This window comes from Catenuloplanes nepalensis, from assembly GCF_030811575.1.
GTDB classification, from domain to species: Bacteria; Actinomycetota; Actinomycetes; order Mycobacteriales; family Micromonosporaceae; genus Catenuloplanes; species Catenuloplanes nepalensis.
Window position 1 is genome coordinate 8,898,996 of record NZ_JAUSRA010000001.1, and the last position, 26,391, is coordinate 8,925,386.

A 26,391-nucleotide genomic window follows, 5' to 3' on the forward strand; every position below is an offset into this window, starting at 1 on the left:
CGGCCTGGCCCAAAGCTGGCCGCTGTGGAATGACCGAAGGATTAACGGCCGCGAAGGCCTTACAACGGCCCGCGGCCGGCGCGGAGGATGAGGAGGGCGAGTTGGTTGCCGTCGGGGCCGAGGGCGTCGCGGAACTTCTCCATGATCTCGCGTTCGCGGCTGAGGACGAGGCGCGTGCCGCCGGAGGCCATCCGGGTCGCGCCGACGTGCTGGGAGAGGGCGGCGCGCTCCTGCCAGAGCGCGATGATCGCGTCGTCGATCTCGTTGATCCGCGCGCGGATCTCCATGATCTCGGCGGACGCCGTCGCCTCCGCGGTGCCGGTGTCCTGAGTGGGCTGGTCGGCGTCCTGCGGCTGCTCCACTACCGTGGCCATGCTCGTCTCCTGATCAGGCTGGGTCCGGGGGACCCGGGGACGCGAAAAAGCCCCGGGCTGCCGAGCCCGGGGCTTTTGTCGTAGGTCTGTCGTTCAGGCGCGACCCACGGCTGCCGGGACTCCGGAGCCGTAGCCATAAAATCGCACCCGCGGGAACACGCCGTCGAGTATGCCCAGGCTTGACGAGCTCGCGCAAGCTTTTGCCCACCAAACGGACATCTCCACCGTCTTCCCGATCGTCCGCGATCGGTTCGTCAGCCCAGCCGCGTGATCCGATCGGCCGGGCCGGGCGCGACCGGGCTGTTCGCGCCCAGGTAGGCCACCAGCGCGTCGATGTCGAAGCCGGGCGCGGTGGTGCGGTCGGTGCCGAGCGTCAGGTTGCTGAAGCCGTCGCCGCCGTTGGCCAGGAAGTCGTTCGTGGTGACCCGGTACGTCGCGGCCGGGTCGATCGGCGTGCCGTTCAGCGCGAGGTCGCTGACCCGGCTGCCGGCCGCGGCGGTGCTGTCGAAGCTGTACGTGAAGCCGGCCGAGACCTGCAGCACGCGCTGGGTGGTCTGCCCGCCGAAGCCGGCGAACTGCTGCTCCAGCACGTCCTTGAGCTGCGCGCCGGTGAACGTCTGGGTGACCACCAGGTTGTTGAACGGCTGCACCGTGAACGTCTCGCCGTAGGTGATCTGGCCGGGTGCCTCGCCGCCGGCCTGCGAGTCGTACGGCAGGGACGCGCGGATACCGCCCGGGTTCATCAGCGCGATCTGCGCGCCGTTGCCCTGCGTGTGCGCCAGTTGCGCGTCCGCGATCACGTCGCCGAGCGGGCTCTCCTGGTTTGCGCCGGCGTCGCGGCTGATGGTCGCGGTGATCGAGCCGACGATCCGGTTCGCGATCGGCGCGACCGCGGTGCGGTACTTGTCCGCGATCCGCTTCGCGGCCGGGTCGGCCAGCGCCGGGTTGCGGACCGGCGCACCGGCCGGGTCGGTCTGCCAGCTGCCGTCCGCGTTACGCACGCCGTTCTCCACGATGACGTTCCGCGCGGTGATCTCGGCGAACTTCCCGGTGCGCTTGTCGAGCGCGTAGTCGATGTCGGTGACCAGCGTGCCGTTGCTGCCGGCGCTGGTCACCACGGTCTGCGCACCGTGCGCGTTCGGCAGCGCGCAGGTGTAGTAACGGTGGGTGTGGCCGGAGACGACCAGGCCGAACTCGGGGCGCAGCCCGTTGACGATGTCGACGACCGGACCGGAGAAGTTCGCGCATTCGGAGAGGCCGGGCACGGCCGGCGGCGGGTTCTGCTGGCCGCCCTCGTGCAGCAGCAGCACCAGGGATTTCACGCCGAACGCGCGGAGCAGGCCACCCCACTTGTTCGCGGTCTCGATCTCGTCGAGGAACTTCACGTCCGCGATGCCGGCCGGGTTGACGATGCTCGGCGTGGCCTCAAGCGTCATGCCGACGAAGCCGACCGGGACGCCGTCGACCAGCCGCACCTCGACCGGGGGCAGGATCGGCAGGTCGGACCGCTTGTGGACGGTGTTCGCCGCGAGGTAGGTGAAGCGCGCGCCGGCGAACCCGTCGCCGTCCTGGCAGCCGTCGACCGGGTGGCAGCCGCCGCGGTTGAGGCGCAGCAGCTCGGTGACGCCCTCGTCGAACTCGTGGTTGCCGACCGAGCTGATCTCCAGCCCGACCTGGTCCATCAGCTCGATCGTCGGCTCGTCGTGGAACGCGGCGCTGACCAGCGGCGTCGCGCCGATCAGGTCGCCCGCGCCGACCGTGATGCTGCGGCCGCGGCCCTCGCTCCTCGCCTCGGCCCGGAGCTTCTTCAGCCAGGTGGCGAGGTATTCGACGCCGCCGGCCGGAACGCCGGTGACCAGGCCGCCACTGCCGGCCGGTGGGTCGATGGCGCCGTGGAAGTCGTTGTAGCTGAGGAGGTTGCCCTTGACGGTCCGGCCTCCGTGCTGGAACGACACGTTGACGGGTGTGAGCGCGCCGGCCGGGGGCTGCTGCTGCGTCGGGACGCTGCCGGGGACGAGCGCTATGGCGACGGCCAGCGCGGCGGCCGGCGTCGCCAGCGCGCGCAGCACCGGCCAGAGGCGGTTGCGAGATCGATCCATGCACGCATGCTTATCCATCGGTGTGTCCCCCGCCAGGGTGCTTGAGTGTCGTCTTGGCATCGGCGAGGTTGCCTGTCGTACCGACGGCCTAGACTTGCCCGCGATGCAATCGCTGTTTGATGTCCCCCCGGTCCAGCCCACGCCGCCGACCCGCCCCGCGCCGCCTCGCCGCGACGCGGAGGCGCTGCTCGCCGGGCTCAACGGTCCCCAGCGTGACGCGGTGACGCACGCCGGCGGGCCGCTGCTGATCGTGGCCGGCGCCGGGTCGGGCAAGACCCGGGTGCTGACGAACCGAATCGCCTATCTGCTGGCCGCGCGCGACGTGCACCCCGGCGAGATCATGGCGATCACGTTCACGAACAAGGCCGCCGGCGAGATGAAGGAGCGGGTCGCCGCGCTGGTCGGCAACCGCGCCCGGATGATGTGGGTCTCGACGTTCCACTCCGCGTGCGTGCGCATCCTGCGCGCCGAGCACGAGCACGCCGGGCTGAAGTCGACGTTCTCGATCTACGACGCGGACGATTCGCGCCGGCTGATGACGATGGTCGCGCGCGAGCTGGACCTCGACCCGAAGCGCTATCCGCCGCGCGGCCTCGCCACCCAGGTGTCCAACCTGAAGAACGAGCTGACCGACCCGGAGGAGTTCGCGGCGAAGGCGTCCGGGCCGAACGAGCGGGCCGTCGCCGAGGCTTACCAGCTCTACCAGCGCCGTCTGAAGGAGGCGCACGCGCTGGACTTCGACGACCTGATCATGGCGACCGTGCACCTGTTCCAGTCGCACCCGCTGGTCGCCGAGTCGTACCGGCGTCGCTTCCGGCACGTGCTGGTCGACGAATACCAGGACACCAACATCGCGCAGTACACGTTGATCCGTGAGCTGGTCGGCGACGGCGTGCCGGAGGCCGGGCTGCCGCCGGCCGAGCTGTGCGTGGTCGGCGACGCGGACCAGTCGATCTACGCGTTCCGGGGCGCCACGATCCGCAACATCCTGGAGTTCGAGCGCGACTACCCGGACGCGCGGACGATCCTGCTGGAGCAGAACTACCGCTCCACCCAGACCATCCTGAACGCGGCGAACGCGGTGATCGACCGCAACACGTCCCGCAAGCCGAAGCGCCTCTGGAGTGACCAGGGCGAGGGCGAGCGCATCGTCGGCTACGTCGCGGACACCGAGCACGCCGAGGCGGACTGGGTGGCCAGGGAGATCGACCGGCTCGGCGACAACGGTCTGGCCAAGCCGGGTGACGTGGCCGTCTTCTACCGGACGAACGCGCAGTCCCGGGTGTTCGAGGAGGTGTTCATCCGCGTCGGCCTGCCCTACAAGGTCGTCGGCGGGGTGCGCTTCTACGAGCGCAAGGAGGTCCGGGACGCGCTGGCTTACCTGCGGGCCGTGGTCAACGACGACGACACCGTGAGCATCCGCCGCATCCTGAACACGCCGAAGCGCGGTATCGGTGAGCGCGCCGAGGCGTGCATCGAGGCGCTGGCCAACCGGGAGCGCGTCTCGTTCGGCGCCGCGCTGCGCCGGGCCGCGGAGGCGCCGGGCATCTCGACCCGCGCGGTCAACGGCATCAGCGAGTTCGTCGCGATGCTCGACGACGTGCGTGAGCTGGCCCGCACCGCGCCGCCGGAAGAGGTGCTGGAGGCGCTGATCACCCGCTCCGGCTACCTGACCGGCCTGGAGGAGAGCATCGACCCGCAGGACGCGGGCCGGGTGGAGAACCTGCAGGAGCTGGTCAGCGTCGCCCGGGAATACACCGAGCGCACCGAGGCCGCGGACGGGCCGGAGTCGTCCGTCGCCGGCTTCCTGGAGCAGGTCGCGCTGGTCGCGGACGCGGATCAGATCCCGGACGAGCCGGATTCGGATCACCAGGGCGTGGTCACGCTGATGACGTTGCACACGGCGAAGGGCCTGGAGTTCCCGGTCGTGTTCCTCACCGGCATGGAGGAGGGCGTGTTCCCGCACATGCGGGCCATGTCCGACACCAAGGAGCTGGAGGAGGAGCGCCGCCTGGCGTACGTCGGGATCACCCGGGCCCGGCAGCGGCTCTACATGTCCCGCGCGGTCACCCGTTCCGCCTGGGGCGCCCCGCAGTACAACCCGGCGTCGCGGTTCACCGACGAGCTGCCGTCCGAGCTGGTCCGGTGGGAGCGCACCGAGGGGTCGTATACGACGTGGTCCGGCTCGGCCGGCGGCGTCGGCGGCCGCGGCGCCTCGCGCAATTCCACCTTCGTCGGGGGTACGAGTAAGGCACAGCAGATCGCGAAGGGCCTCGGCATCGACGCGAGCAAGCTCGCCACCGCCAGTGACCTGCGCAACCAGGCGCCCTCCGTGTCCCCCGGCGACCGGGTCAACCACCAGCGGTACGGGCTGGGCCGCGTGCTGCTGGTCGAGGGTCAGGGCGCGGGCGCACGCGCCCAGATCGACTTCGGCGACCAGAAGGTGTGGCTGGTCCTGCGCCACGCCCCGATCGAGAAGATGTAGCCCTCAGCCCGGCCGGGCATATGTGATCGACGGTGGCTCCGGGCCGGTGGTCCGGGGCCGCCATCGTTTCGCGGAACGATCCTTCCGGCTCGACAGCCCGGCTGGTCGACCTTCGATGAGACAGCGCCTTCCCGTGGGCGCCTCGTCAGCAGCCCAGGTCGACGCCGCGGTCCGCCATCCAGGCCGCGGGGTCGACCTGGTTCCACATTCCGTCGTGCACCTCGAAGTGCAGGTGCGGGCCGGTGGAGTTGCCGGTGGAGCCCTCCGCGCCGACGGTCTGGCCCGGGGCGACCCGGTCGCCGGGCTCGACCGAGACACGGGACAGGTGCGCGTAGTGCGTGTAGAAGCCGTTGCCGTGGTCGATCAGCACGGACAGGCCGTAGCCGCCGTAGTTCGACCCGGCCGTGACCACGGCGCCGACGCCGGCGGCGCGAACCCGGGTGCCGCTGGCCGCGGCCAGGTCGATGCCGGCGTGCAGACGTCCCCAGCGCCGGCCGTAGCAGGACGTGGTGCGGCCCTCCGGCATCGGATCCACCCAGGCCTTGGCCGCGGGCTTGCCCGTGGTCTTCGTCGGTGACGGGCTGGGCGCGGACGGTGACGGGCTGGGGCTCGGGTTGCCCGGCGTGGGACTTGCGGACCGTGCTGGGGGAGTGGGGGACGGGCTGCGCCCGGCGGAGCGGTTCGCCGCGGAGGCGGACTCGGCGCGCTCCGCCAGCACCTCGGCGTTCGCGACCGCGGCCGGGGTCGGGACGGCCTGAGCGGCGTCGTCCGGGGCCGTGACGGCGTCGTGGAGCGTCACACCGCCGGTGAGGGCCATCCCGGTCACGGCGAGCGTGGCCGCGGCGGCGTGGCGAAGATGAGCGGCCTTCGGGTCCGGGCGCCGATGCGCGCCGGCCTTCAGTTCGGCGAGGCGCAGGTGGTAGCGGTGCCGATGACGGCCGGGCAGCCGCCGATGGCGACCGGCATGGTCGTCCGGCCGACCGGCTGCGCCGGGTGCGCCGGGTGCGCCGGGTGCGCCCTGATCGTCGGCGGCTTGCCGGGCTTCGGGGACCGTCCGGGCTTCAGGGCTTCTCCGTGGGCCGGGGATGACCGGAGCAGCGGTCAGGGCCCCGGGTGGGGCCGAGGTCTCGGGGACGGCCGGGGCGTCGGGGGTCGCCCGATCGTCCGGTGCCGTCGTCGTGCCGGTGTCCGCGTCGTCGTGCACGGGCGCACCTCCGTCGGCTCAGCAGGAGCAATGACGAAGAATGCTGATCGATCACGCTATGAGGGGCAAAGCCGGGCTAGGCCGTATCGAACCCCGTCGGTCCGGATCCGGACCGATTTGTCCGCTGCGCTGACGTACCGTCCGGAAATGTGATCTTGAAGTTTGTGTGCTGGGACACAATTTCTTCAGTGACATGATGAACAGCGGAAATGCGGGGAAGACGAAAAACCGCCCTCCCCGGCACGGGAAGGGCGGATCGAGAAGCGGAGCGTCAGGGGGCCGTCACGGCGCCGTAGACCTGCTCGACCTCGAGCTGGATGTCGACGCCCTTCTCGCGGAGAAGCGGCACCGGGTCGCGCGGCTCGCCGTCGACGTGGATCTCCAGGTGCAGGTGCGCGCCGTAGGAGTGGCCGGTGTCGCCGACCAGCCCGAGCGTGTCGCCGGCCTTGACCTGCTGGCCCGCCTCGACCATGAGCTGCGACGAGTGTCCGTATATCGTCTCGACGCCGTCGCCGTGGTCGACAATGACCGCATAGCCATAACCGCCGTACCACCCGGCCAGCTTCACGGTGCCACCGTGGACGGCCTTGTACGGGGTGCCTTCCTGGGCGGCCAGGTCGATGCCCTGGTGGACCTCGTTCCACCGGATGCCGTACGGCGCGGTGAAGTCGTATCCGTGCAGCGGGAGGAGCCAGGCATCGGGAGACTCGGCCAGCGAGGTGGCCAGGCCCGCGTCCGCGGACTCCTCACGGTCGCTGTCACGCGTGGAGCGCTCGGCGCTCGCTTCGCGCTCGGCCAGCTCCTCCGCGGTGGTCGCGCTGTCCAGCGAGTTCTTCAGCGCGGTGGTGTCGACACCCTTGGCGTCGTCCAGCGCGGCGCCCGCGCCCAGTGCCACCACGCCCGCGCCGACCAGCGCGGTGGTCACCACCGCCGCGTAACGGCCTCCGGGAACAGTGGGTACGCGACGTCGACCGCGATAACGGTCTGGCTCGGATGAAAGCCGCTGACGCACGTACACCCTCCGATATCTGTTCGCTCTCCGGCGCTGTCGCGCTCCGGACTGCCGGGCGCTGACCGTGAGTGAACACTGGCTGGTTGGGGCGGCTGGTCCGGGGTATCCCGGTTGACAGCCGTTGGACACGGTAGCCAAGCGGTGGGCCCGTCACAAGTTCTGCGGCCGATTTGCTGACAGGGTGTGCGACGTCATGCCGCAATTTGCCCTAACTCGTAACCATTTGTACCCCCTGTCGTTAGTGGCGCTGCGTAATTTTGGCCAATACCTAACGTAATGCAGCCGCCGCTACCTCATCGTGACGACTCGATTGCGGGTCGCTCCACCCCCTAAGGGCTGCACGATCGTTAAGGTGGCTCCGTGGACATCTCTCGTCACTGAATAGAGGTGCGGCAGCTATGGAACCGCGAATTCGGGTGGTGGTCGCGAAGCCGGGCCTGGACGGGCACGATCGCGGCGCGAAGGTGGTCGCGCGGGCGCTCCGGGACGCCGGCATGGAGGTCGTCTACACCGGGCTGCACCAGACCCCGGAGCAGATCGTGGAGACCGCGATCCAGGAGGACGCGGACGCGGTCGGGCTGTCCGTGCTCTCCGGCGCGCACATGACGTTGTTCCGGCGCGTGGTCGAACTGTTGGCCGAGCGCGGCGTCGACGACCTGGTGGTGTTCGGCGGCGGCATCATTCCGGACGCGGACATCCCGGAGCTGAGGCGAATGGGGGTGGCGAAGATCTTCGGCCCCGGCGCGACCATGCAGTCGATCGTCGACTGGGTGCGGAGCAACGTGGCGGGATTCCCGGCCACTAATAAATAGTGCCGACCGGTAGTTAGGGAAGGGCCGGACGCACCCCTCACACGTCCGGCCCTTCTATGCGCGATGCCCCGCCGCCACCCCTCGACCGACAGGGCATCGGCCGCTTTCTCGTCCGCGCTCCCGCCGTGCGGTGCGCTGACATCTGACTCAACGACCGCCTCTGAACAGGGGTTACGGAACCGGTCACGCGATTTTTGAGGCATCTCGTGTCCCGCTGGAATCTCCTGCACCACAAGCTTCCGAGGGGGCGGAATGTGCAGTACCGCACACCATGTACCCGCCTGACGGCTCGGAGTGCCCTGGTCGCTAGGGTGACGGGAAAGGCACCTTCTCATCACCGGATGAGCGGTGCATTCCACGCTGGCAGCGGCGCCGGGGTGCCGCGGAGTGAATCGGGACGCGCAAGTGGACCTGTATGAGTACCAGGGGCGCGAGCTATTCGAGCGGCACGGCCTGCCCGTGCTGGCCGGTGGCGTCGCCACAACCCCCGAGGAGGCCCGCGCGATCGCCGACCGTCTCGGCGGCCGGGTCGTCGTCAAGGCGCAGGTGAAGGTCGGTGGCCGCGGTAAGGCCGGCGGCGTCAAGCTGGCCGAGGGCACGGAAGAGGCCACGGCTCGCGCCACGGACATCCTCGGGATGGACATCAAGGGTCACACGGTGCACAAGGTCATGCTGACCGTCACCGCTGACATCGCCGAGGAGTACTACCTCTCCTACCTGCTCGACCGGGCGAACCGCACGTTCCTGTGCATCGCCTCCGTCGCGGGCGGCATCGAGATCGAGACGGTCGCCGAGACCGACCCGGACAAGGTCGCCAAGATCGCGATCGACGCGATCCAGGGCGTGGACGAGGCGAAGGCGCGCGAGATCGTCGCCGCCGCCAAGTTCCCGGCCGACGTCGCGGAGCAGGTCGTCGACATCGCGCAGAAGCTGTGGGTGGCCTTCATCAAGGAGGACGCCACGCTGGTCGAGGTGAACCCGCTCGCCAGGACGCCGGAGGGCAAGGTCCTCTGCCTGGACGCCAAGGTGACGCTGGACGAGAACTCGCACTTCCGGCACGCCGACCAGGAGGGCTTCGTCGACGCCGCGTCGGTCGACCCGCTGGAGCAGGCGGCCAAGGAGAAGAACCTCAACTACGTGAAGCTCGACGGTTCCGTCGGCATCATCGGCAACGGCGCGGGCCTGGTCATGTCCACGCTCGACGTGGTCGCCTACGCGGGCGAGAACCACGGCGGCGTGAAGCCGGCGAACTTCCTCGACATCGGCGGCGGCGCGAGCGCCACCGTGATGGCGAACGGCCTGGAGATCGTGCTCTCCGACCCGGCCGTGAAGTCCGTCTTCGTCAACGTCTTCGGCGGAATCACCGCCTGTGACGCGGTCGCGAACGGCATCCTGCAGGCGTTGCAACTGCTGGCCGACCGGGGCGAGCAGGTCACCAAGCCGCTGGTCGTCCGCCTGGACGGCAACAACGCGGAGGCCGGCCGCGCGATTCTCGACTCGGCCGCGAACCCGCTCGTCGAGCGGGTCGACACCATGGACGGTGCGGCCGCGCGTGCCGCCGAGCTCGCGGCTGCGGGGGTCTGACGACAATGGCTATCTGGCTCACCAAGGACTCCAAGGTCATCGTCCAGGGCATCACCGGGTCCGAGGGCACCAAGCACACCAAGCGCATGCTCGCCGCGGGCACCAACGTGGTCGGCGGCACCAACCCGAAGAAGGCCGGCCAGAAGCTGGACTTCGACGGGACCGAGCTGCCGGTCTTCGGCACGGTCAAGGAGGCCATGGAGAAGACCGGTGCGGACGTCACCGTCATCTTCGTGCCGCCGGCGTTCTCCAAGGCCGCGGTGGTCGAGGCGATCGACGCCGAGATCGGCCTGGCCATCGTGATCACCGAGGGCATCCCGGTACACGACAGCGCCGCGTTCTGGGCGCACAACGTGGCCAAGGGTCAGAAGACCCGGATCGTCGGCCCGAACTGCCCCGGCATCGCGTCGCCCGGCCAGTCCAACGCCGGCATCATCCCCGGTGACATCACCGGCGCCGGCCGGATCGGTCTGGTCTCCAAGAGCGGCACGCTGACCTACCAGCTCATGTACGAGCTGCGGGACATCGGCTTCTCCACCGCCGTGGGCATCGGCGGTGACCCGATCATCGGCACCACGCACATCGACGCGCTCAAGGCGTTCCAGGACGACCCGGACACCGACGCGATCGTGATGATCGGTGAGATCGGCGGCGACGCCGAGGAGCGGGCCGCGGACTTCATCAAGGAGTACGTGACCAAGCCGGTCGTCGGCTACATCGCGGGTTTCACCGCCCCGCCCGGCAAGACGATGGGTCACGCCGGTGCGATCATCTCCGGCTCGGCCGGCACCGCGGACGCGAAGAAGGTCGCGCTCGAGGCGGCCGGCGTCAAGGTCGGCAAGACGCCGTCCGAGACCGCGCGCCTGATGCGCGAGATCATGAGCTGACTGCGTTCTGCATCACACCCCCGTCGAGTGAGGACACTCGGCGGGGGTTTTCCTTAGCCAGAACAGGGCTGACGTGGAAAAGTAGGCACCGATGCCGAGCACCCCGGACCGTCCGGCCGCAGGCGCCCAGCCGGACGAGACGCTGACCGACGCCGAGGCCGCCTATCTCGCTGCCCGCGACACGGTCCCCATCGACGCGTCCGACGGACGGGACCTGCGCACCCGGGACACCGTGCGACTGCCGCTGCAACGGGCCCGCGCGCAGGCCAAGGCGGGTCGTGCCCCGCTCGCCGTGGCCGCCGCGGTCGCGTCCGGGTGGGCGTTCCTGGTCTCGTTTGCGCCGGTCGTGATCGTCATGTGGCTTGCGCAGCTCGTCGAGGGCGCCGGCTCGATCGGCGGCTCCGTGATCATCGGGCTCGGCGCCTGGCTGCTCGGCCACGGCGTACCGCTGGGAACCTCGCTCGGCCCGGTCGGCCTGGCGCCGCTCGGCCTGGCAGTCCTGATCGCCTGGCGGCTGGCCCGGGCCGGCGTGCACGTCACCCGCGCGATCGGCGCGCGGGACGACGGCACGCTGAGGCAGGCGTTCTCCGTCGCCGGTGCGATCGGGCTCGGCTGGGGCGGGCTCGGCCTGCTCGCGGCGCTGCTGGTCGGCGCGGGCGGCGGGCCGGAGATCAACGCGTTGCGCGCGTTCGGCACGCTCTTCGCGGTCGGCGGGCTGGCCTCGCTGACCGGCGCGCTACGGACCACGGGCGCGCTCGGCGAGCTGGCCACGCGCCTGCCCCGGTTCCTGCGCGACGCCGTCCGGACGGGCGTGGTGGGTGGTCTCCTGATCCTGGCCACCGGGGCCGGAAGCACCGGGCTCGCGATCGCGCTGAACGGCGGCGACGCCAGCGACATGATCAGCGCCTACCGCACCGGGGTGGCCGGGCAGGCCGGCATCACGCTGGTCAGCCTCGCCTACGCGCCGAACGTCGCGATCTGGGCGGTCGGCTACCTGCTCGGTCCCGGCTTCTCGCTCGGCACCCACACCACGGTCCAGATCACGCAGGTCAGCGTGGGAGTGCTGCCGACCGTACCGTTGGTGGCGGGTCTTCCGTCCGGGCCGCTCGGTGGCGTCGGCGCGGCGCTGCCCGCGGTGCCGCTGGTCGCCGCGATGCTGGCCGGCTGGCTGCTGCACCGGCGGCTGCGGCGGGCCGGCCGTGACCCGTCCCGGCCGCCGCGCGTGGTGCCCTGGCGCCGGCTCACCGCGGCCGCGGCCACGTCCGGGCCGGTCGCGGGCGTGGTGCTGTTCGCCGCCGCGTTCGTCTCCGGCGGTCCGCTCGGCGGCGGGCGCCTCTCCGAACTGGGCACGTCCGCGTGGCAGGTCGGGTTGATCGGCACCGGCGTGGTCACCGTCGGCGCGCTGGCCGGCGCGATCGCCTCCCGCATGTTCGTCGCAGGATCAAAATCCGGCAAACCCCGCGCGGGTACGCCGTCCGCCGGCTGATTCCGCGGCAACGCTCGCCTGTGCCGCGTGTGGCACATCCGCCGGCCCGGAGCCCGTCTGATTGTGTGCACCGTCGTTCCCGGCGCGACGCTCGCCTGTGCCGCGTGTGGCACATCCACCGGCCCGGAGCCCGTTTGATTGCGTGCACCGTCGTTCCCGGCGCGGCGCTCGCCTGTGCCGCGTGTGGCAGATCCGCCGGGCCGGAGCCCGTTTGATTGCGTGCACCGTCGTTCCCGGCGCGGCGCTCGCCTGTGCCGCGTGTGGCAGATCCGCCGGCCCGGAGGCCGCCTGATTGCGTGCACCATCGGTTCGGCGCGACGAAGAGGACTCTCCGTGTGTCACACCTGAGACACCCGACGTTTGGGCCGCTCGGGCGCCCTCGGTAGGGTGCTCGGGTGAATACCCCCGCACGACTGGTGGTGTTGATCTCCGGCTCGGGCAGCAACCTCAGGGCGTTGCTCGACGCGGCCGCCGACCCCGGCTACGGCGCGACCGTGGTGGCCGTCGGCGCCGACCGGGACGGCATCGCCGGGCTCGACATCGCGGCCGAGGTCGGCGTGCCCACCTTCGTCGACCGGGTGAAGGACTTCACCACCCGCGGCGAGTGGGACGCGGCGCTGACCGCGCACGTCGCCGAGCACAAGCCCGACCTGATCATCTCCGCCGGGTTCCTCAAGCTGGTCGGCGCGGAGTTCCTCGCCGTGTTCGGCGACCGCTACCTCAACACGCACAATGCGCTGCTGCCGTCGTTCCCCGGCATCCACGGGCCGCGCGACGCGCTCGAATACGGCGTGAAGGTCACCGGCGCCACGCTGTTCTTCGTGGACGCGGGCGTCGACACCGGGCCGATCGTGGCGCAGACCGTCGTGCCGGTGCTCGACGGCGACACCGAGGCCGACCTGACCGAGCGCATCAAGGAAGCCGAACGCCGCCAGCTCGTCGAGCAGGTCGGGCGCCTGGTCCGCGAAGGCTGGACCATCACGGGAAGAAAGGTCACCATTCCATGACACTCACCCCAGGTGAGGCCTCGGTCGTGACGGCCGCGGTGTCCGCCACCGGTGCCGTCGGCGCCGCCACCTCGGGCGAGGCGGTCGTCGCGGGCGACACGCTGGCCGCCGCGGACGAGCACTTCCGCCGGCCGCTGCGCCGCGCGCTGGTCAGCGTCTACGACAAGACCGGCCTGGCCGAGCTGGCCGCGGCGCTGCACGCGGCCGGTGTCGAGATCGTCTCCACCGGGTCGACCGCCTCGACCATCGCCGCGACCGGCGTGCCGGTGACCCGCGTCGAGGAGCTGACCGGTTTCCCCGAGTGCCTGGACGGGCGGGTCAAGACGCTGCACCCGCGGGTGCACGCGGGCCTGCTCGCGGACACCCGGCTGGAGTCGCACCGCACGCAGCTCGCCGACCTGGGCATCGCCGGGTTCGACCTGCTGGTCTCCAACCTCTACCCGTTCCAGGAGACGGTCGCGTCCGGTGCCGGGGTCGAGGAGATCATCGAGCAGATCGACATCGGCGGGCCGGCCATGGTCCGCGCCGCGGCGAAGAACCACGCGTCGCTGGCCGTGGTGACCGACCCCCGGGCGTACCCGCTGGTGGAGTCGGCTCTCGCCGAGGGCGGCTTCACGCTGCGGCAGCGCCGCGCGCTCGCGGCCCGCGCGTTCGCCGACATCGCGGAGTACGACACGGCCGTCGCGGAGTGGGTCGCGCAGGAGCTGAACCCGTCCGAGGCGTGGTGGCCGGAGTTCGCCGGGCTCGCGCTGCGCCGCTCCGCGGTGCTGCGTTACGGCGAGAACCCGCACCAGAAGGCCGCGCTCTACGCCGACCCGGCCGCGCCGGCCGGCCTCGCGCAGGCCGAGCAGCTGCACGGCAAGGAGATGTCCTACAACAACTACGTCGACGCGGACGCCGCCTGGCGCGCCGCGAACGACATGGCCGACGCCGCCGTCGCGATCATCAAGCACGCGAACCCGTGCGGCATCGCGGTCTCGTTCGCCGGCGACGTCGCGGAGGCGCACCGCAAGGCGCACGCGTGCGATCCGGTCTCCGCGTTCGGCGGCGTGATCGCGGTCAACCGGCCGGTCACGGTCGAGATGGCCCAGCAGGTCACCGAGATCTTCACCGAGGTCCTGGTCGCGCCCGGTTACGAGGACGGTGCGGTCGAGGTGCTGCAGGCCAAGAAGAACCTGCGCATCCTGGTCGCACCCGCCTGGGCCCCGGCGTCGGTCGAGTTCCGGCAGGTCAGCGGCGGTCTGCTGGCGCAGACCCGGGACGGCATCGACGCACCCGGCGACGCGCCGTCGGCGTGGCGGCTGGTCGCGGGCGAGTCCGCGTCCGCGGAGCTGCTCGACGAGCTGGCCTTCGCCTGGCGCGCGGTCCGCGCCGTGAAGAGCAACGCGATCCTGCTCGCCGCGGACGGCGCCACCGTCGGCGTCGGCATGGGCCAGGTCAACCGCGTCGACTCGGCCCGCCTCGCGGTCGCCCGCGCCGGCGCCGACCGCGCCCAGGGCTCGGTCGCGGCCTCGGACGCGTTCTTCCCGTTCGCGGACGGCCTGGAGGTCCTCACCGAGGCGGGCGTCCGCGCGGTGGTCCAGCCCGGCGGCTCGGTCCGCGACGAAGAGGTCATCGCCGCGGCCCAGAAGGCCGGCATCACGATGTACTTCACCGGAGCCCGGCACTTCTTCCACTAGGTTGTGCCCCCCCCCGCAGGGCCGTGGCCTCGGCTACGGCCCTGCGGACATCCTCGACGATCGTCCTCGGCCGCTTGAACACGTCGTCCGCCGTGAACCGCAGCGCGATCCACTCGGCGGACCGCAGCCGGTTGAACCTCGCGATGTCCTTCCGGAACGTCGCCGGATCCCGGTGGTGATCTCCCTCGTACTCCAGCACGATCCCGAGCTGCGGATACGCGAGGTCCACCCGCCCGATCAGCCGGCCGTCCCGGTCCCGGGCCACGTACTGCGTCACCGGCCGAGGCAGCCCGCCGTCGACGATGAGCAGCCGCAGCCGAGTCTCCATCGGCGACGCCGCCCCGCCGTCCGCGACCCGCAGCACCTCACGCAGACGCGCCAGCCCCGGCCAACCCGGACGCCGGTCCGCCAGTGCCGCGATCTCCCCGGGCGTCACCAGCCGCCGCTGCAGCATGGCGTCGACCGCGATCACCGACGCTGTCCGGTCGGCACCGCGCCCCAGGTCGAACGCGGTCCGCACGGGCGTGGTGACCAGCAGCCCGGCGAACCGCTCGACGTCCGGCGCCGGCAGGTCCGCGTGGATCAGCCGGAGCCGTGGCTGCGCGCGCAGGTGATGGGGTCGCGGAACGATCACCGTCACCGGGTCGCCGGACGCGAGCAGATCGACGCTCCACAGGCACGCGGCGCTGAGACCACCGACGGCCGAGCCGGGCGGCGCGGCGAGGAGAGCCGCCTCGCACCACATGCGGTGATCGTGCTGCGCGAAGGCGTCGGCTTCGATGTAGACGCCGTGGTACAGGCGCCGCCAGTGCGGGCCGAGCAGCCGGGCGGGGGTGACCAGCCCGGCGGCCACGGCGTCCCGGCGACGGAACGGCATCGCGCGAAGCTCCCGGGGCACCGCGGACCGAGCCATGCCGTTCAGCTTGACCCTCCGAAGCGATTCCCGCTGCCCCGCCCCTTCCCTTCCCGCCACGCCCTGCTTCCCGTCGTGGTGCCGTTCCGGCTGGGGTGCCGTTCCGGCTGGGGTGCCGTTCCGGCTGGGGTGCCGTTCCGGCTGGGGTGCCGTTCCGGCTGGGGTGCCGTTCCGGCTGGGGTGTTGTTCCGGTTGGGGTGTTGTTCCGGTTGGGGTGCTGTCCGGCTGGGGTGTTGTTCCGGTTGGGGTGCTGTCCGGCTGGGGTGCTGTTCCGGTTGGGGTGTTGTTCCGGCTGGGGTGCTGTTCCGGTTGGGGTGCTGTTCCGGCCGCGGTGCCGTTCCCGCTGGGGTGCTGTTCCGGCCGCGGTGCCGTTCCCGCCCCGCTCCCCTTTCCGCCGCGCCCCCACTCTCGCCGGCCTCCGTTCCCGCCGCGGTTCGGGTTCAGCCTTCGTTGCCTGCCCTCCCGTTCCCGGCCTCCTCTGCTGAGCGATCAATCAGGTGAGCGAAAGATAGATCGATTAGCCCTTGTGACCTACTTTTTGCTCACCTGATTGATCGCTCAGCCTGAGTGCATCGGTTATAGCGCGAAATTTCGGACACCCACATTCCTGGCAGGCGTCGGGCGTGGCCGGGCGGCGCCCGCCAGCGGCCGGACGCCGGGCTGGGGCCGTGGGGGCCGGGTATGAGCGGGGCCGGGGCCGTGGGGGTCGGGTATGAGGGCGGCCGGACGCCGGGCCGGGGCCGTGAGGGCCGGGTGTGAGGGCGGCCGAACGCCGGGCCGGGGCCGTGGGGCATGACCCGGGGCGGGGCCGTGGGGTGGGCGTGCCCCGCAGGGCCCGGCCGGGGCTGGCGGCCCCGGGGGGGTGGTTAGGCGGGGAGGGTGATGAGGGCGGACCAAGTGGAGGCGGCGGGGCGGTAGCCGAGGCGGGTGTTGATCGCGAGCATCGGGCCGTTCGACGCGTCGTTCGAGGTGTAGGCCATGGTGGCACCGGTGGCGGCGGCCCGGGTGAGCGCGGCCGTCTTCGCCAGCCGGGCCAGGCCCCGGCCGCGGTGGCCCGGGAGCGTGGCGGTCATGTCGGACCAGCAGCGGTCGCCGTCGCGCTGGAGCAGGGAGAGTGACGCCACCTCGCCGGCCGGGGACAGCACCACGAAGCTTGCCTCCTTGTCCAGCCCCGGGTCCTCCCACACGTCGTAGCGCCAGCCCTCGAACGTGAGCGCGTCCGGCGCGACGTCGCCGGGCTCGTCCGCCACTCCGGCCGCCTCGGCCGCGAACAGCGCGCGGTCGGAGATCGCCGACACCGGCGCGAGTGTGTATCCGGCCGGCAGCGCCGGCGCCGGTGGCAGCGGCGCGGACAGGCCGAGCCCGGAGTAGCGCACCTCGCGGCTGGCCGTGAAGCCGCGCGCGGCCGCGAACGGCAGCGACGACGGCAGCGCGTAGCCCCGCAGGTCACGCAGGCCGAGCGAGCGTAGGTGGGAGATGGACGCGGCCAGCAGCGCCGATCCGTGTCCCCGGCCGCGGAATGCGGGGTGCACGTGCAGCAGCGAGATCTGACCCGCGTACCGCGAGGTGGTGCTGGTGTTCTTGAATGCGGCGGCGAAGCCGACGACGGCGCCGGATCCGGAGAGCGCCACGAACGAGGCCATCGACGATCCGGGCGGCGGGGTGACCAGCGTGCGCCGGGTCGCGGCCTCGCCTCGGACCAGATAGGGGAAGACGGTGCGGCGCAGCGCGACCAGCGGGGCCGCGTCGGAGGGGCGAGCCGGGCGGATGGTCATGATGCACAGACCACCCGCCCGGATCGGCGAGGGCAACCGATTTACGCCACCGGGTGCCGGAGTTCCGGGAAGTGGCAGGCGGACGGGTGCGGGTCGGCCGGCCGAATCACCAGTGGCGGCTCCTGGGCGGCGCAGATGTCCTGCGCCTTCCAGCAGCGGGTGCGGAAGTGGCAGCCGGACGGCGGGTTGGCCGGGGAGGGCACGTCGCCGTCGAGGCGGATGATCTCGCGGTGGTCGCGTGCCCGGGGGTCGGGCACCGGGACCGCGGAGAGCAGCGCCTGGGTGTACGGGTGGGTCGGCCGCTCGTAGATCTCCTGCTCCGTACCCAGCTCGACGATCTTGCCGAGGTACATCACCGCGATCCGGTCCGCGATGTGCCGGACCACGCTCAGGTCGTGGGCGATGAAGATGTACGACAGCCCGAACTCGTCCTGCAACTGCTCCAGCAGGTTGATCACCTGGGCCTGGATGGACACGTCGAGCGCGGACACCGGCTCGTCGCAGACGATGATCTGCGGGCGGAGCGCCAGGGCGCGGGCGATGCCGATGCGCTGGCGCTGACCGCCGGAGAACTGGTGCGGGTATCGGTTGACGTGCTCCGGGTTCAGGCCGACGACCTCGAGCAGTTCCTGGACGCGACGGCGGCGGTCACCGCGCGGTGCCGCGTCCTGGTGGATCTCGAACGGCTCGCCGATGATGTCGCCGACCGTCATGCGCGGGTTCAGCGACGTGTACGGATCCTGCATGACCATCTGCACGTTGCGGCGGAGTCTGCGCAGCTCGGTGCCGCCGAGCGAGAAGATGTCCCGCCCCTCCAGCACGGCCTTGCCCGCGGTCGGCGTCTCCAGCCGCATGAGCAGCTTGGCCAGCGTGGACTTGCCGCAGCCGGACTCGCCGACCACGCCGAGCGTCTCGCCGCGGCGCAGCTGGAAGCTGACGCCGTCGACCGCCTGCACCGCGCCGACCTTGCGCTTGAACACCACGCCCTGGCTGATCGGGAAGTGCTTGACCAGACCCTGCACGTCGAGCAGCACCTCGCCGTGCCGAGGGTGGTGCTGCGGCGGGGTCACGGACGCCCTAGCGCTGGTCACTGACTACCTCCTGGGCGAAGTGGCAGGCGCTGTATCGCGGGCCGAGCACGTGCTTGGCCGGGACGAGTTCCCGGCAGATCGGCTGGGCGTACGGGCAGCGGGGGTGGAACGGGCAGCCGGACGGGATGTTCGCCAGGTTCGGCGGCAGGCCCTTGATCGTCGCGAGCTTCTGCCCGCGCTGGTCGAGCCGGGGGATCGAGGCGAGCAGGCCCTTGGTGTACGGGTGTGCCGGAGCCTCGTAGATGTCGTAGACCGGGGCTTCCTCGATGATCCGGCCCGCGTACATGACCGCGATCCGGTCCGCCACGTCCGCGACCACGCCGAGGTCGTGCGTGATCAGGATCAGCGCCATGTTGAGGTCCCGCCGCAGGTCGCCGAGCAGGTCCATGATCTGGGCCTGCACGGTGACGTCGAGCGCGGTGGTCGGCTCGTCCGCGATCAGCACCTTCGGGTCCTGCGCCAGCGACATCGCGATCATGACGCGCTGCCGCATGCCGCCGGAGAACTGGTGCGGGTAGTCCCCGACGCGCTGCCGCGCGGCTGGGATCTTGACCAGTTCCATCAGCTCGATGGCCCGCTTCTGCGCGTCGGCGCGCGACTTGCCCTCACGCTTGCGGAGCACCTCGCCGATCTGCCAGCCGACCGGGAAGACCGGGTTCAGCGCGGAGAGCGCGTCCTGGAAGATCATCGAGATCTCCTTGCCGCGCACCTCCCGCCGCTTCTCCTCGGGCAGCTTGAGCAGGTCGACGCCGTTGTAGAAAATCTGGCCGGACGGGATCCGCGCGGGCGGCATGTCCAGGATGCCCATGATCGCCTGCGCGGTGACCGACTTGCCGGACCCGGACTCGCCGAGCACCGCGAGCGTCTCTCCGGCGTCCAGGTGGTACGAGACGCCGTTGATGACCTTGGCGACGCCGTCCCGGCTCTTGAACTCGACGAAGAGGTCCTTGACCTCGAGCAGGTGTCTTGCAGCAGGAGGCATGGGGGTCACCGCAGCTTCGGGTCGAAGGCGTCGCGGATGGCGTCGCCGAGCATGATGAACGCCAGCACGGTCATCGCCAGGAACATCGACGGCGCGACCAGCGGCGGAGCGGACTCACGAACGTGCTTCGACGCCGTGGAGATGTCGATACCCCAGCTGATCGCATTGCCCTTCAGGCCGATGCCGAGGAACGACAGCGTGGCCTCGGTCGCGATGAACTGCCCCAGCGCGATCGTGAGCACGACGATGAACGGCGCGATCGCGTTCGGCAGGATGTGCCGGAACATGATCCGGAAGTTTCCCGCGCCGAGCATGCGCGCGGCCGCGACGTAGTCCTGGTTCTTGGCCGCGATCACCGACGACCGCATCACGCGCGCGGCCGTGGTCCAGCCGAGAATGCCGAGCACCACGACCACGGCCAGCAGACCGGACGAGCCACCGGTGTCACCGGCCGCCAGCCGCTTGCCGAGCACGATCGCGGCGAGCAGCAGCGGGATGCCGAGCACGATGTCGGTGATCCGGGACAGGATCGCGTCCAGCCAGCCACCGAAGAACCCGGACGACAAACCGAAGATCAGCCCGATCGCCGACGCCAGCGCGGTGGAGAGCACGCCGACCCAGATCGAGGCACGCGCACCATGCACCGTACGCGCGTAGATGTCACAGCCCTGGAAGTCGTAGCCGAACAGCGCCCAGCCGCTGCCGGGCGCGTACTGACGCGACAGCGAGCAGTCCGCCGGGTCGTTCGGCGTGAACAGCGACGGCGCGATCGCCATCAGCAGCACGACCAGCGCGATCGCGGACGCGAACCAGAAGATCCAGTTGTGCCGGAGGTCCCGCCACGCGTCCTGGCCCAGGCTGCGGGCCCGCTCCAGGTTCGGAACCTCGGTGGCGGCCACCGATTGCATGTCACTCATACCGGATCCTCGGGTCCAGGACCGCGTAGAGCAGGTCGACGATCAGATTGGCCACGATGAAGATGATCACCAGGACGCTGACGAAGCCGACCACGAGCGGGCCGTCCTCCGTGGTGATGCCCCGGAACAGCTGCGAACCCACGCCCGGGATGTTGAACACACCCTCGGTCACGATCGCACCGGCCATCAGGCCACCGAGGTCCACACCGATGTAGGTGATCACCGGGATCAGCGAGTTACGCAACACGTGCACGCCGATCACCCGGTTCCGGGTCAAACCCTTCGCCTTCGCGGTCCGCACATAGTCGGCCCGCAGATTCTCCACCACCGACGTGCGCGTCAACCGCGAATAGGTGGCCAGCGAGCCCGCGCCCAGCACCATCGCGGGCAACAGCAGCGCGTAGAACGTCGGATTCGCGCCCGCGGTGGCCGGGAACCACCGCAGCTCGACGCCGAAGAACAGCTGCATCAGCGGTGCGAGCACCACGATCGGGATCGAGATCAGGACCAGCGTGATGATCAGCGTGGAGTGGTCGAAGATGCTGGCGCGCCGGATGCCCGCGACGACGCCGGCCACGATGCCGATCACCGCCGCGAAGATCACAGCCATGATCGCGAGCTGGGCCGTGTTCGGCCAGGCGTTCTCCAGCAGCTCGGAGATCTTGCGGTCGGTCAGCGACGTACCGAAGTCGCCCTGGAACAGGCCGCGCATGTAGTAGCCGTACTGGACGATGAACGGCTCGTTCAGGTGGTAACGCTCGGTGAGCGCCTGCCGGACGTTCTCCGAGATCGGCCGCTCACCCGCGAGCGCCTGTAGCGGATTGTCCTGATTGGCGAACATCAGCGCGTAGACCACGAACGTGGCCCCGAAGAATGTGAGCACGCCCTGAAGCAGGCGTCGCACGATGTAGCGAATCACGTATGGAACCCCCAGGAGAGGGCGACGCGTCCCCTGGGTCAGGGGGAGGACACGCGCCGGAAAAAGATAAAGGTGTGGCGGCGCCCCGGCCGGATGGGCCGGTGACGCCGCCACCGTCACGCCCAGCTGGTCAGCTGACCGCTTCGATCTTGTGCAGGTCGATCCGCTGGAACAGGTCGATGTCCACGTTCCGGACCTTCGTCGAGTAGCCGAAGTTGTTCTGGCCGAAGCGCAGCGGGATCACCGGCATGTCGTTCGCGAGGAGGTCCTCGGCCGCCTGGTACTTGGCGATGGCCGCCTCCTCGTCCGCCGCCTTGGTGCCCTCGGTGACCAGCGCGTCGAACGCCGGGTTGCTGTACCCGTAGTAGTTCGAGGAGCCCTTGGTCGTGTAGATCGGGCCGAGGTAGTTCTCCATGGACGGGTAGTCCATGACCCAGCCCATCCGGAACATGCCGACGTCCTGCTTCTTCTCGACCTTGCTCAGCAGGTCGGCGAACTTCGCCTCGGCCACGCCGGTGCACGCGACACCGAGGTTGGTCTTGAGCTGGTTGCAGGTGGCGTCGACCCAGTCCTTGTGGCCGCCGTCGCCGTTGTACGAGATCTTGATCGTCGCCGGGCCGCCGGCCGCGGTGTACGCCGTCTTCGCGCTCGCCGCGTTGAACTGGCAGGACGCGCCGCAGGTGTCCTCGCGGTAACCGCCCACCACCGGCGAGACGAAGGAGCGGGCGGACTGCTGGGAGTTCTTGAAGACCGACTTGATGATCGCGTCGCGGTCGATCGCCATGGAGATCGCCTTGCGGACCTCGGGCTTCGAGTAGTCCTCCTGGAACGTCGGGAACGCCAGGAACTGGAACGTCGATGCCGGGCTGGTCGCGTAGCGGTCACCCAGGTCGGTCGGCGCGGTGGTGATGTTCTCGGTCGGGATCGTCCGGAGCACGTCCAGGTTGTCCGACATCACGTCCGCGTACGCCGCGGTGAGCTGCTGGTAGATCCGGAATTCGACGCCCGCGATCTTCGGCTTCTCGCCCGGGTGCGCGTCGAAGACCGCGACCTCGATCTTGGCGTCGTGCTGCCAGGTGCCGTTCATCTTGAACGCGCCGTTGCCGATCGGCGCTTCCTCGAAGCCGTCCGCGATGACGCCCTCGGAGGCGAACGCGGCGGCCGGCAGCGGGTAGAACGCGGTGTAGCCGAGCATCGTCTTGAAGTCGACGTACGGCGCGGTCAGCGTCACGGTGAAGGTCAGGTCGTCGACCTTGGCCAGCCCGGAGAGCTTGTTCGCCTTCGGCGTCGGCGCGGTCTGCGGGCCGTCGTCGTCCGGGTCGGTCGACTGCAGGTCCGCGTAGCCGGCGATCTTCTCGAAGAAGTATGAGTTGCCCTGGCCGTTCGGCGCGTACGCACCGTAGTTCCAGGCGTTGATGTAGCTGTCGGCCGTGACCTTCTCGCCGTTGTGGAAGGTGTAGCCGTCCTTCAGCTTGATCGTCCAGGCCGTGTTGTCCGTCGAGCTGATCGACTCGGCCGCGTCCTCGACCGGCTTGTTGGCCTCGTCGTAGCTGACGAGCGGCGTGAACAACGCCGCCAGCACCTGCGACCCGGAGGTCTCGTTGGTGTTGGTCGGAATCAGGTGCTGAGGTTCGGCGATCTCGATCGAGACGATCGCGGTCGGGTTGCTCTCGCTCGCATCGTCGCCGCCTTGGCCGCACGCGACCAGGCCGAGGGACGTGACGACGGGGAGAGCGGCCAAGGCCGCGAATCTGCGGACCTGCATGGTGCCTCCTTGTTTCCTTACGCTGCGCAGCTTCGCCCCTGTGTGAGTAACGCTGAGCAACGCCCGGGCAAAGGTAGGGCGGGTCCGTCCCTCCCACAAATCGGTGCTTTGCGGTGACATGCCCTAGCACGCCTCCATCGACTTGCGTTATCCCTGCTCACCCTGGTAGCGGGCCGCGACAATCACCCAAGTGGTTAATAGGCATTATGCACCAATTTTCGGACTAATCGGCTCACTCCGGGATGCTCGGATCAACGCGAGGTTGATGCCCGACTGACTGATTTGTAGCCACAGCGCGGCTCACGGTGTGGGAAGCGACACAGTCTAGATTACGGAGCGTTAAGTGCGAGAAGTGGACGGAGCGTCACATACGGGCGGTGGTCGGTGGCTTACTTAACGATCATTGGACCGGCGGAGGCAACACGTGACCCGATTGATACGGTCGGGTAAACCGCCTCGTCCAGAGAAGAGTGACGCGACATGGGCAAGAAGGTCACCGTCGTCGGCGCCGGGTTCTACGGTTCGACGACCGCGCAACGTCTCGCCGAGTACGACATCTTCGAGACCGTCGTCCTCACCGACATCGTCGAGGGCAAGCCGGAGGGCCTCGCGCTGGACATGAACCAGTCCCGCGCGGTCGAGGGCTTCGAGACGAAGGTCGTCGGTCAGACCACCGGCAAGGGCGGCGAGGGCTACGAGGCCATCGCGGGCTCCGACGTCGTCGTGATCACCGCCGGCCTGCCGCGCAAGCCCGGCATGAGCCGGATGGACCTGCTCGAGGTGAACGCCGGCATCGTCCGCGGCGTCGCGGAGAACGTCGCGAAGCACGCGCCGAACGCCGTGATCATCGTGGTCTCCAACCCGCTCGACGAGATGACCGCGCTCGCCCAGATCGCCACGAACTTCCCGAAGAACCGGGTGCTCGGCCAGGCCGGCATGCTGGACACCGCGCGCTTCACCAACAACGTGGCCGAGGAACTCGGCGTCAAGGTGAGCAGCGTCAAGACGCTCACGCTCGGCTCGCACGGCGACACCATGGTCCCGGTCCCGTCCCGCTGCACGGTCGACGGCAAGCCGCTGGCCGACCTGCTCCCGGCCGAGAAGATCGAGGAGCTCGTCGTCCGCACCCGCAACGGCGGCGCCGAGGTGGTCGCGCTGCTCAAGACCGGCTCGGCGTACTACGCGCCGTCCGCCGCCGCCGCCCGGATGGCCAAGGCGGTCGCCGAGGACTCCGGCGCGGTCATGCCGGTCTGCGCCTGGGTCGACGGCGAGTTCGGCATTTCCGGCGTCTACCTCGGCGTCGAGGCCGAGATCGGCGCCGAGGGCGTCAGGAAGGTCGTCGAGACCACGCTCACCGACGCCGAGCTGGCCGACCTCAAGACCGCCGCCGAGGCCGTCCGCTCCAAGCAGGCCGACGTCGCCAGCCTGTGAACTGAGCTTCCGCTGACTCGGCCTCCGGTCATCCCACAGCCGCGAGCTGTGGGCCAGGCCGGGGCGGGGCAGTTCAAGGTCAGATTCATGTTCCCGCTTCCGGCGTGGTGCGGCCCGCATGCTCCCGCGGGCACCGGTCGTCGCTGGCGCTCCTCCCTGCCGGATTCCCGGTGGTCACCGAAACCCCACCCCCTCGCGGCCCGTGATCAGGGTGTCCCCATGCCGTCAGAACGGCATCGGGACGCCCTGATCACGATGAGGTGGGTGGTCAGGCGCGGAGCGGGAAGGCGTCCTGGTCGTCGTGGACGTCGTAGATGGGGCCGGAGTAGGTGCGGGCGCGGGCCGTCGGTGACGCCTCCTGCGACACGACCTGGACGCCCGGGCGACCCGCCTCGGTGACGAACTCCGCGGCCGTGTGGATCGGGCTCTCGTCGGTCCAGATGTTCTCCACGACCCGCAGGCGCGAGCGCATCTCGCGGGCCGTCACGTCGCACACGACGTACCCCCGGCGGTTGTCGATGTATTTCCAGTGCGGGCTCTCCGCCATGATCGGGTCGTAGGTGGCGTGGAACGCCATCGTGTCCGGGTTGCCGCCGGAGCTGATCGAGGTGCCGGTGAGCTCCGCGCCGACCACCGGTGACGCCGGGTCGTCGAAGTCCGGCCGCAGGTCGCAGACCCATGTGCAGTGCCGGTCGCCGGTCAGCACGACCGGGTTCGCCACCCGCCCGGAGCCGAAGAACTCCAGCATCCGCCGCCGCTGCACGCGGTAGCCGTCCCAGTTGTCGAAGTCGAAGACCGCCTCCGGCCCGGCCCGCCGGTCGTTCTGTGCCCACATCACCTGGTTGGCCAGCAGGTTCCACCGGGTGCCGGAGGTGCCGAGCCCGCGCACCAGCCACTCCTCCTGCGCGGGCCCGGTCATCGACAGTGCCGGGTCCTGCGCCGCCGCCAGGCTGCCGGGCTGGTCGCTGCGGTACTGCCGGGTGTCGAGCACGTGCAGGCTGGCCAGGTTGCCGAACCGGAGCCGCCGGTAGAGCTGCATGTCCAGCCCACGCGGCACCGAGCCGCGGCGCAGCGGCATGTGCTCGTAGTACGCCTGGAACGCCGCGATCCGCCGCGCCCGGAACGCCTCCGGCGTCTGCAGCGCCGGGTCCTGCGGCACCTCGTCCGCCCAGTTGTTGTCGATCTCGTGGTCGTCGAGCGTCACGACCCACGGGTACGCCGCGTGCGCCGCCTGCAGGTCCGGGTCGCTCTTGTAGCGCGCGTGCCGGTTCCGGTACTCGATCAGCGAGTACGGCTCGCCGGCCCCGTCGTGTTGCCGGAACGCGTTCGGGTTCGGCGCACCCTCGTAGATGTAGTCGCCGAGGAACGCCACGAAGTCCAGGTCCTCGCCGACCAGGTGCCGATACGCCGTGTACCGCCCGGCCTGGTAGTCCTGGCAGCTGGCGAACGCGAACCGGAGCCGCTCCGGCCACGCGTGCGCGGCCGGCGCGGTGCGGGTGCGCCCGGCCGGCGAGATCTCCGTACCCGCGCGGAACCGGTAGTGGTAGTCCGCGCCCGCGCGCAGGCCGCGCACGTCCACGTGCACCGAGTGCCCGAGCGCCGGTTCGGCGAACGCGAGGCCGCGGCGGCGTACCCGGCGGAACGCGGCGTCCTCGGCCACCTCCCAGGCGACCGGCACCGGGCGGTCCGGCATCCCGCCGCCGTTCAGCGGATCGGGCGCGAGCCGGGTCCAGATGACCACGCCGTCCGGCAGCGGGTCACCGGACGCCACGCCGAGCGTGAACAGCCCGGCCGGTAGCGCCTCTTCGACGCCGGTCTTGACGTGTGCGAATCCTCCCTCGGGACGCAGCAGCACCGGACCGGCGATCAGGCCGGCGGCCGCGGATGCGACCAGGCGGCGCCGGCGGACGGGGAACGCGAAAGGTAGCGACATGGCTCGATGCTTTCGGTTGCGGGTTACGTCGACTCC

General features: G+C 70.4%; 20 protein-coding genes. 8 read left to right on the forward strand and 12 right to left on the reverse strand.

Annotated features, from left to right (window positions below; translation table 11 throughout):
- Window positions 1-59: 59 nt before the first annotated feature.
- Window positions 60-374 carry a chorismate mutase gene (locus tag J2S43_RS38685; protein WP_306837983.1) on the reverse strand — a complete coding sequence of 105 codons (315 nt, stop codon included), beginning with the start codon at window positions 372-374 and terminating at the stop codon, window positions 60-62.
- Between the two features lie 254 nt (window positions 375-628).
- Window positions 629-2,473, reverse strand: a complete 1,845-nt coding sequence (locus J2S43_RS38690) for a bifunctional metallophosphatase/5'-nucleotidase (RefSeq protein WP_306837985.1) — start codon at window positions 2,471-2,473, stop codon at window positions 629-631.
- 103 nt (window positions 2,474-2,576) lie between these two features.
- On the opposite strand from J2S43_RS38690, the gene pcrA reads away from it, so the two are divergent.
- Entirely contained in the window at window positions 2,577-4,958 is a 2,382-nt protein-coding gene (gene pcrA, locus J2S43_RS38695) for a DNA helicase PcrA (protein ID WP_306837987.1), read from the forward strand.
- A 145-nt stretch (window positions 4,959-5,103) separates the two neighbouring features.
- Here the strand turns inward: pcrA and J2S43_RS42400 are convergent, their stop codons facing one another.
- Together J2S43_RS42400 and J2S43_RS38705 are read right to left on the reverse strand one after the other, a co-directional pair.
- Window positions 5,104-5,775: a M23 family metallopeptidase gene (locus J2S43_RS42400; protein WP_370881822.1), complete on the reverse strand. Its 672-nt coding sequence runs from the start codon at window positions 5,773-5,775 to the stop codon at window positions 5,104-5,106.
- A gap of 658 nt (window positions 5,776-6,433) precedes the next feature.
- Window positions 6,434-7,174: a M23 family metallopeptidase gene (locus J2S43_RS38705; protein WP_306837990.1), complete on the reverse strand. Its 741-nt coding sequence runs from the start codon at window positions 7,172-7,174 to the stop codon at window positions 6,434-6,436.
- Window positions 7,175-7,572: 398 nt separating this feature from the next.
- On the opposite strand from J2S43_RS38705, the gene icmB reads away from it, so the two are divergent.
- From icmB to purH, 6 genes are all read left to right on the forward strand, one after another.
- The gene (gene icmB, locus J2S43_RS38710) at window positions 7,573-7,986 is read left to right on the forward strand and encodes a coenzyme B12-dependent isobutyryl CoA mutase small subunit (protein WP_306837992.1); all 414 of its coding nucleotides are present in this window, start codon (window positions 7,573-7,575) and stop codon (window positions 7,984-7,986) included.
- Between the two features lie 405 nt (window positions 7,987-8,391).
- Entirely contained in the window at window positions 8,392-9,570 is a 1,179-nt protein-coding gene (gene sucC, locus J2S43_RS38715; protein ID WP_306837993.1) for an ADP-forming succinate--CoA ligase subunit beta, read from the forward strand.
- Between the two features lie 5 nt (window positions 9,571-9,575).
- A complete protein-coding gene (sucD, locus tag J2S43_RS38720; RefSeq protein WP_306837995.1) occupies window positions 9,576-10,457 on the forward strand; it encodes a succinate--CoA ligase subunit alpha in 882 nt (293 codons plus the stop codon).
- Window positions 10,458-10,548: 91 nt separating this feature from the next.
- Window positions 10,549-11,943, forward strand: coding sequence for a cell division protein PerM (locus J2S43_RS38725; RefSeq protein ID WP_306837998.1), 1,395 nt, complete (start codon window positions 10,549-10,551; stop codon window positions 11,941-11,943).
- 395 nt (window positions 11,944-12,338) lie between these two features.
- Entirely contained in the window at window positions 12,339-12,950 is a 612-nt protein-coding gene (gene purN, locus J2S43_RS38730; RefSeq protein ID WP_306838000.1) for a phosphoribosylglycinamide formyltransferase, read from the forward strand.
- Window positions 12,947-14,629 carry a bifunctional phosphoribosylaminoimidazolecarboxamide formyltransferase/IMP cyclohydrolase gene (gene purH, locus J2S43_RS38735; RefSeq protein ID WP_370881715.1) on the forward strand — a complete coding sequence of 561 codons (1,683 nt, stop codon included), beginning with the start codon at window positions 12,947-12,949 and terminating at the stop codon, window positions 14,627-14,629. The genes purN and purH overlap by 4 nt, the downstream gene beginning before the upstream one ends.
- Here purH and J2S43_RS38740 read toward each other — a convergent pair.
- The 7 genes from J2S43_RS38740 to J2S43_RS38770 all read right to left on the reverse strand — a co-directional run bounded on the left by J2S43_RS38740 (window position 14,601) and on the right by J2S43_RS38770 (window position 22,991).
- On the reverse strand, window positions 14,601-15,542 hold the full coding sequence (locus tag J2S43_RS38740; protein WP_306838001.1) for a type IV toxin-antitoxin system AbiEi family antitoxin: 942 nt from the start codon (window positions 15,540-15,542) through the stop codon (window positions 14,601-14,603). The genes purH and J2S43_RS38740 overlap by 29 nt on opposite strands.
- An 866-nt stretch (window positions 15,543-16,408) precedes the next feature.
- The gene (locus J2S43_RS38745) at window positions 16,409-17,317 is read right to left on the reverse strand and encodes a GNAT family N-acetyltransferase (RefSeq protein WP_306838003.1); all 909 of its coding nucleotides are present in this window, start codon (window positions 17,315-17,317) and stop codon (window positions 16,409-16,411) included.
- Window positions 17,318-17,358: 41 nt separating this feature from the next.
- Window positions 17,359-18,387, reverse strand: coding sequence for an ABC transporter ATP-binding protein (locus tag J2S43_RS38750; protein WP_306839752.1), 1,029 nt, complete (start codon window positions 18,385-18,387; stop codon window positions 17,359-17,361).
- 7 nt (window positions 18,388-18,394) lie between these two features.
- Window positions 18,395-19,390, reverse strand: a complete 996-nt coding sequence (locus tag J2S43_RS38755; RefSeq protein WP_306838005.1) for an ABC transporter ATP-binding protein — start codon at window positions 19,388-19,390, stop codon at window positions 18,395-18,397.
- Between the two features lie 5 nt (window positions 19,391-19,395).
- A complete protein-coding gene (locus J2S43_RS38760) occupies window positions 19,396-20,307 on the reverse strand; it encodes an ABC transporter permease (protein WP_306838007.1) in 912 nt (303 codons plus the stop codon).
- The gene (locus tag J2S43_RS38765) at window positions 20,300-21,226 is read right to left on the reverse strand and encodes an ABC transporter permease (RefSeq protein WP_306838009.1); all 927 of its coding nucleotides are present in this window, start codon (window positions 21,224-21,226) and stop codon (window positions 20,300-20,302) included. Before J2S43_RS38765 ends, J2S43_RS38760 begins: the two co-directional genes overlap by 8 nt.
- Window positions 21,227-21,356: 130 nt before the next feature.
- Window positions 21,357-22,991 (reverse strand): peptide ABC transporter substrate-binding protein, encoded by a 1,635-nt coding sequence (locus J2S43_RS38770; RefSeq protein ID WP_306838011.1) that lies wholly within the window; start codon window positions 22,989-22,991, stop codon window positions 21,357-21,359.
- Between the two features lie 480 nt (window positions 22,992-23,471).
- On the opposite strand from J2S43_RS38770, the gene mdh reads away from it, so the two are divergent.
- Complete coding sequence (mdh, locus tag J2S43_RS38775; RefSeq protein ID WP_306838013.1) at window positions 23,472-24,422, forward strand: malate dehydrogenase; 951 nt, start codon at window positions 23,472-23,474, stop codon at window positions 24,420-24,422.
- A gap of 268 nt (window positions 24,423-24,690) precedes the next feature.
- Here the strand turns inward: mdh and J2S43_RS38780 are convergent, their stop codons facing one another.
- On the reverse strand, window positions 24,691-26,355 hold the full coding sequence (locus J2S43_RS38780) for an alkaline phosphatase D family protein (protein ID WP_306838015.1): 1,665 nt from the start codon (window positions 26,353-26,355) through the stop codon (window positions 24,691-24,693).
- Window positions 26,356-26,391: the final 36 nt, after the last annotated feature.

Coding starts and splice junctions, on each gene's coding strand:
- J2S43_RS42400 (WP_370881822.1), bottom strand. CDS start 5,775: ATGGCCCTCACCGGCGGTGTGACGCTCCACGACGCCGTCACGGCCCCG.
- sucD (WP_306837995.1), top strand. CDS start 9,576: ATGGCTATCTGGCTCACCAAGGACTCCAAGGTCATCGTCCAGGGCATC.
- mdh (WP_306838013.1), top strand. CDS start 23,472: ATGGGCAAGAAGGTCACCGTCGTCGGCGCCGGGTTCTACGGTTCGACG.
- J2S43_RS38770 (WP_306838011.1), bottom strand. CDS start 22,991: ATGCAGGTCCGCAGATTCGCGGCCTTGGCCGCTCTCCCCGTCGTCACG.
- J2S43_RS38690 (WP_306837985.1), bottom strand. CDS start 2,473: ATGGATCGATCTCGCAACCGCCTCTGGCCGGTGCTGCGCGCGCTGGCG.
- J2S43_RS38760 (WP_306838007.1), bottom strand. CDS start 20,307: ATGAGTGACATGCAATCGGTGGCCGCCACCGAGGTTCCGAACCTGGAG.
- J2S43_RS38725 (WP_306837998.1), top strand. CDS start 10,549: ATGCCGAGCACCCCGGACCGTCCGGCCGCAGGCGCCCAGCCGGACGAG.
- J2S43_RS38780 (WP_306838015.1), bottom strand. CDS start 26,355: ATGTCGCTACCTTTCGCGTTCCCCGTCCGCCGGCGCCGCCTGGTCGCA.
- J2S43_RS38745 (WP_306838003.1), bottom strand. CDS start 17,317: ATGACCATCCGCCCGGCTCGCCCCTCCGACGCGGCCCCGCTGGTCGCG.
- icmB (WP_306837992.1), top strand. CDS start 7,573: ATGGAACCGCGAATTCGGGTGGTGGTCGCGAAGCCGGGCCTGGACGGG.
- J2S43_RS38685 (WP_306837983.1), bottom strand. CDS start 374: ATGGCCACGGTAGTGGAGCAGCCGCAGGACGCCGACCAGCCCACTCAG.
- J2S43_RS38740 (WP_306838001.1), bottom strand. CDS start 15,542: ATGGCTCGGTCCGCGGTGCCCCGGGAGCTTCGCGCGATGCCGTTCCGT.
- purH (WP_370881715.1), top strand. CDS start 12,947: ATGACACTCACCCCAGGTGAGGCCTCGGTCGTGACGGCCGCGGTGTCC.
- J2S43_RS38755 (WP_306838005.1), bottom strand. CDS start 19,390: ATGCCTCCTGCTGCAAGACACCTGCTCGAGGTCAAGGACCTCTTCGTC.
- pcrA (WP_306837987.1), top strand. CDS start 2,577: ATGCAATCGCTGTTTGATGTCCCCCCGGTCCAGCCCACGCCGCCGACC.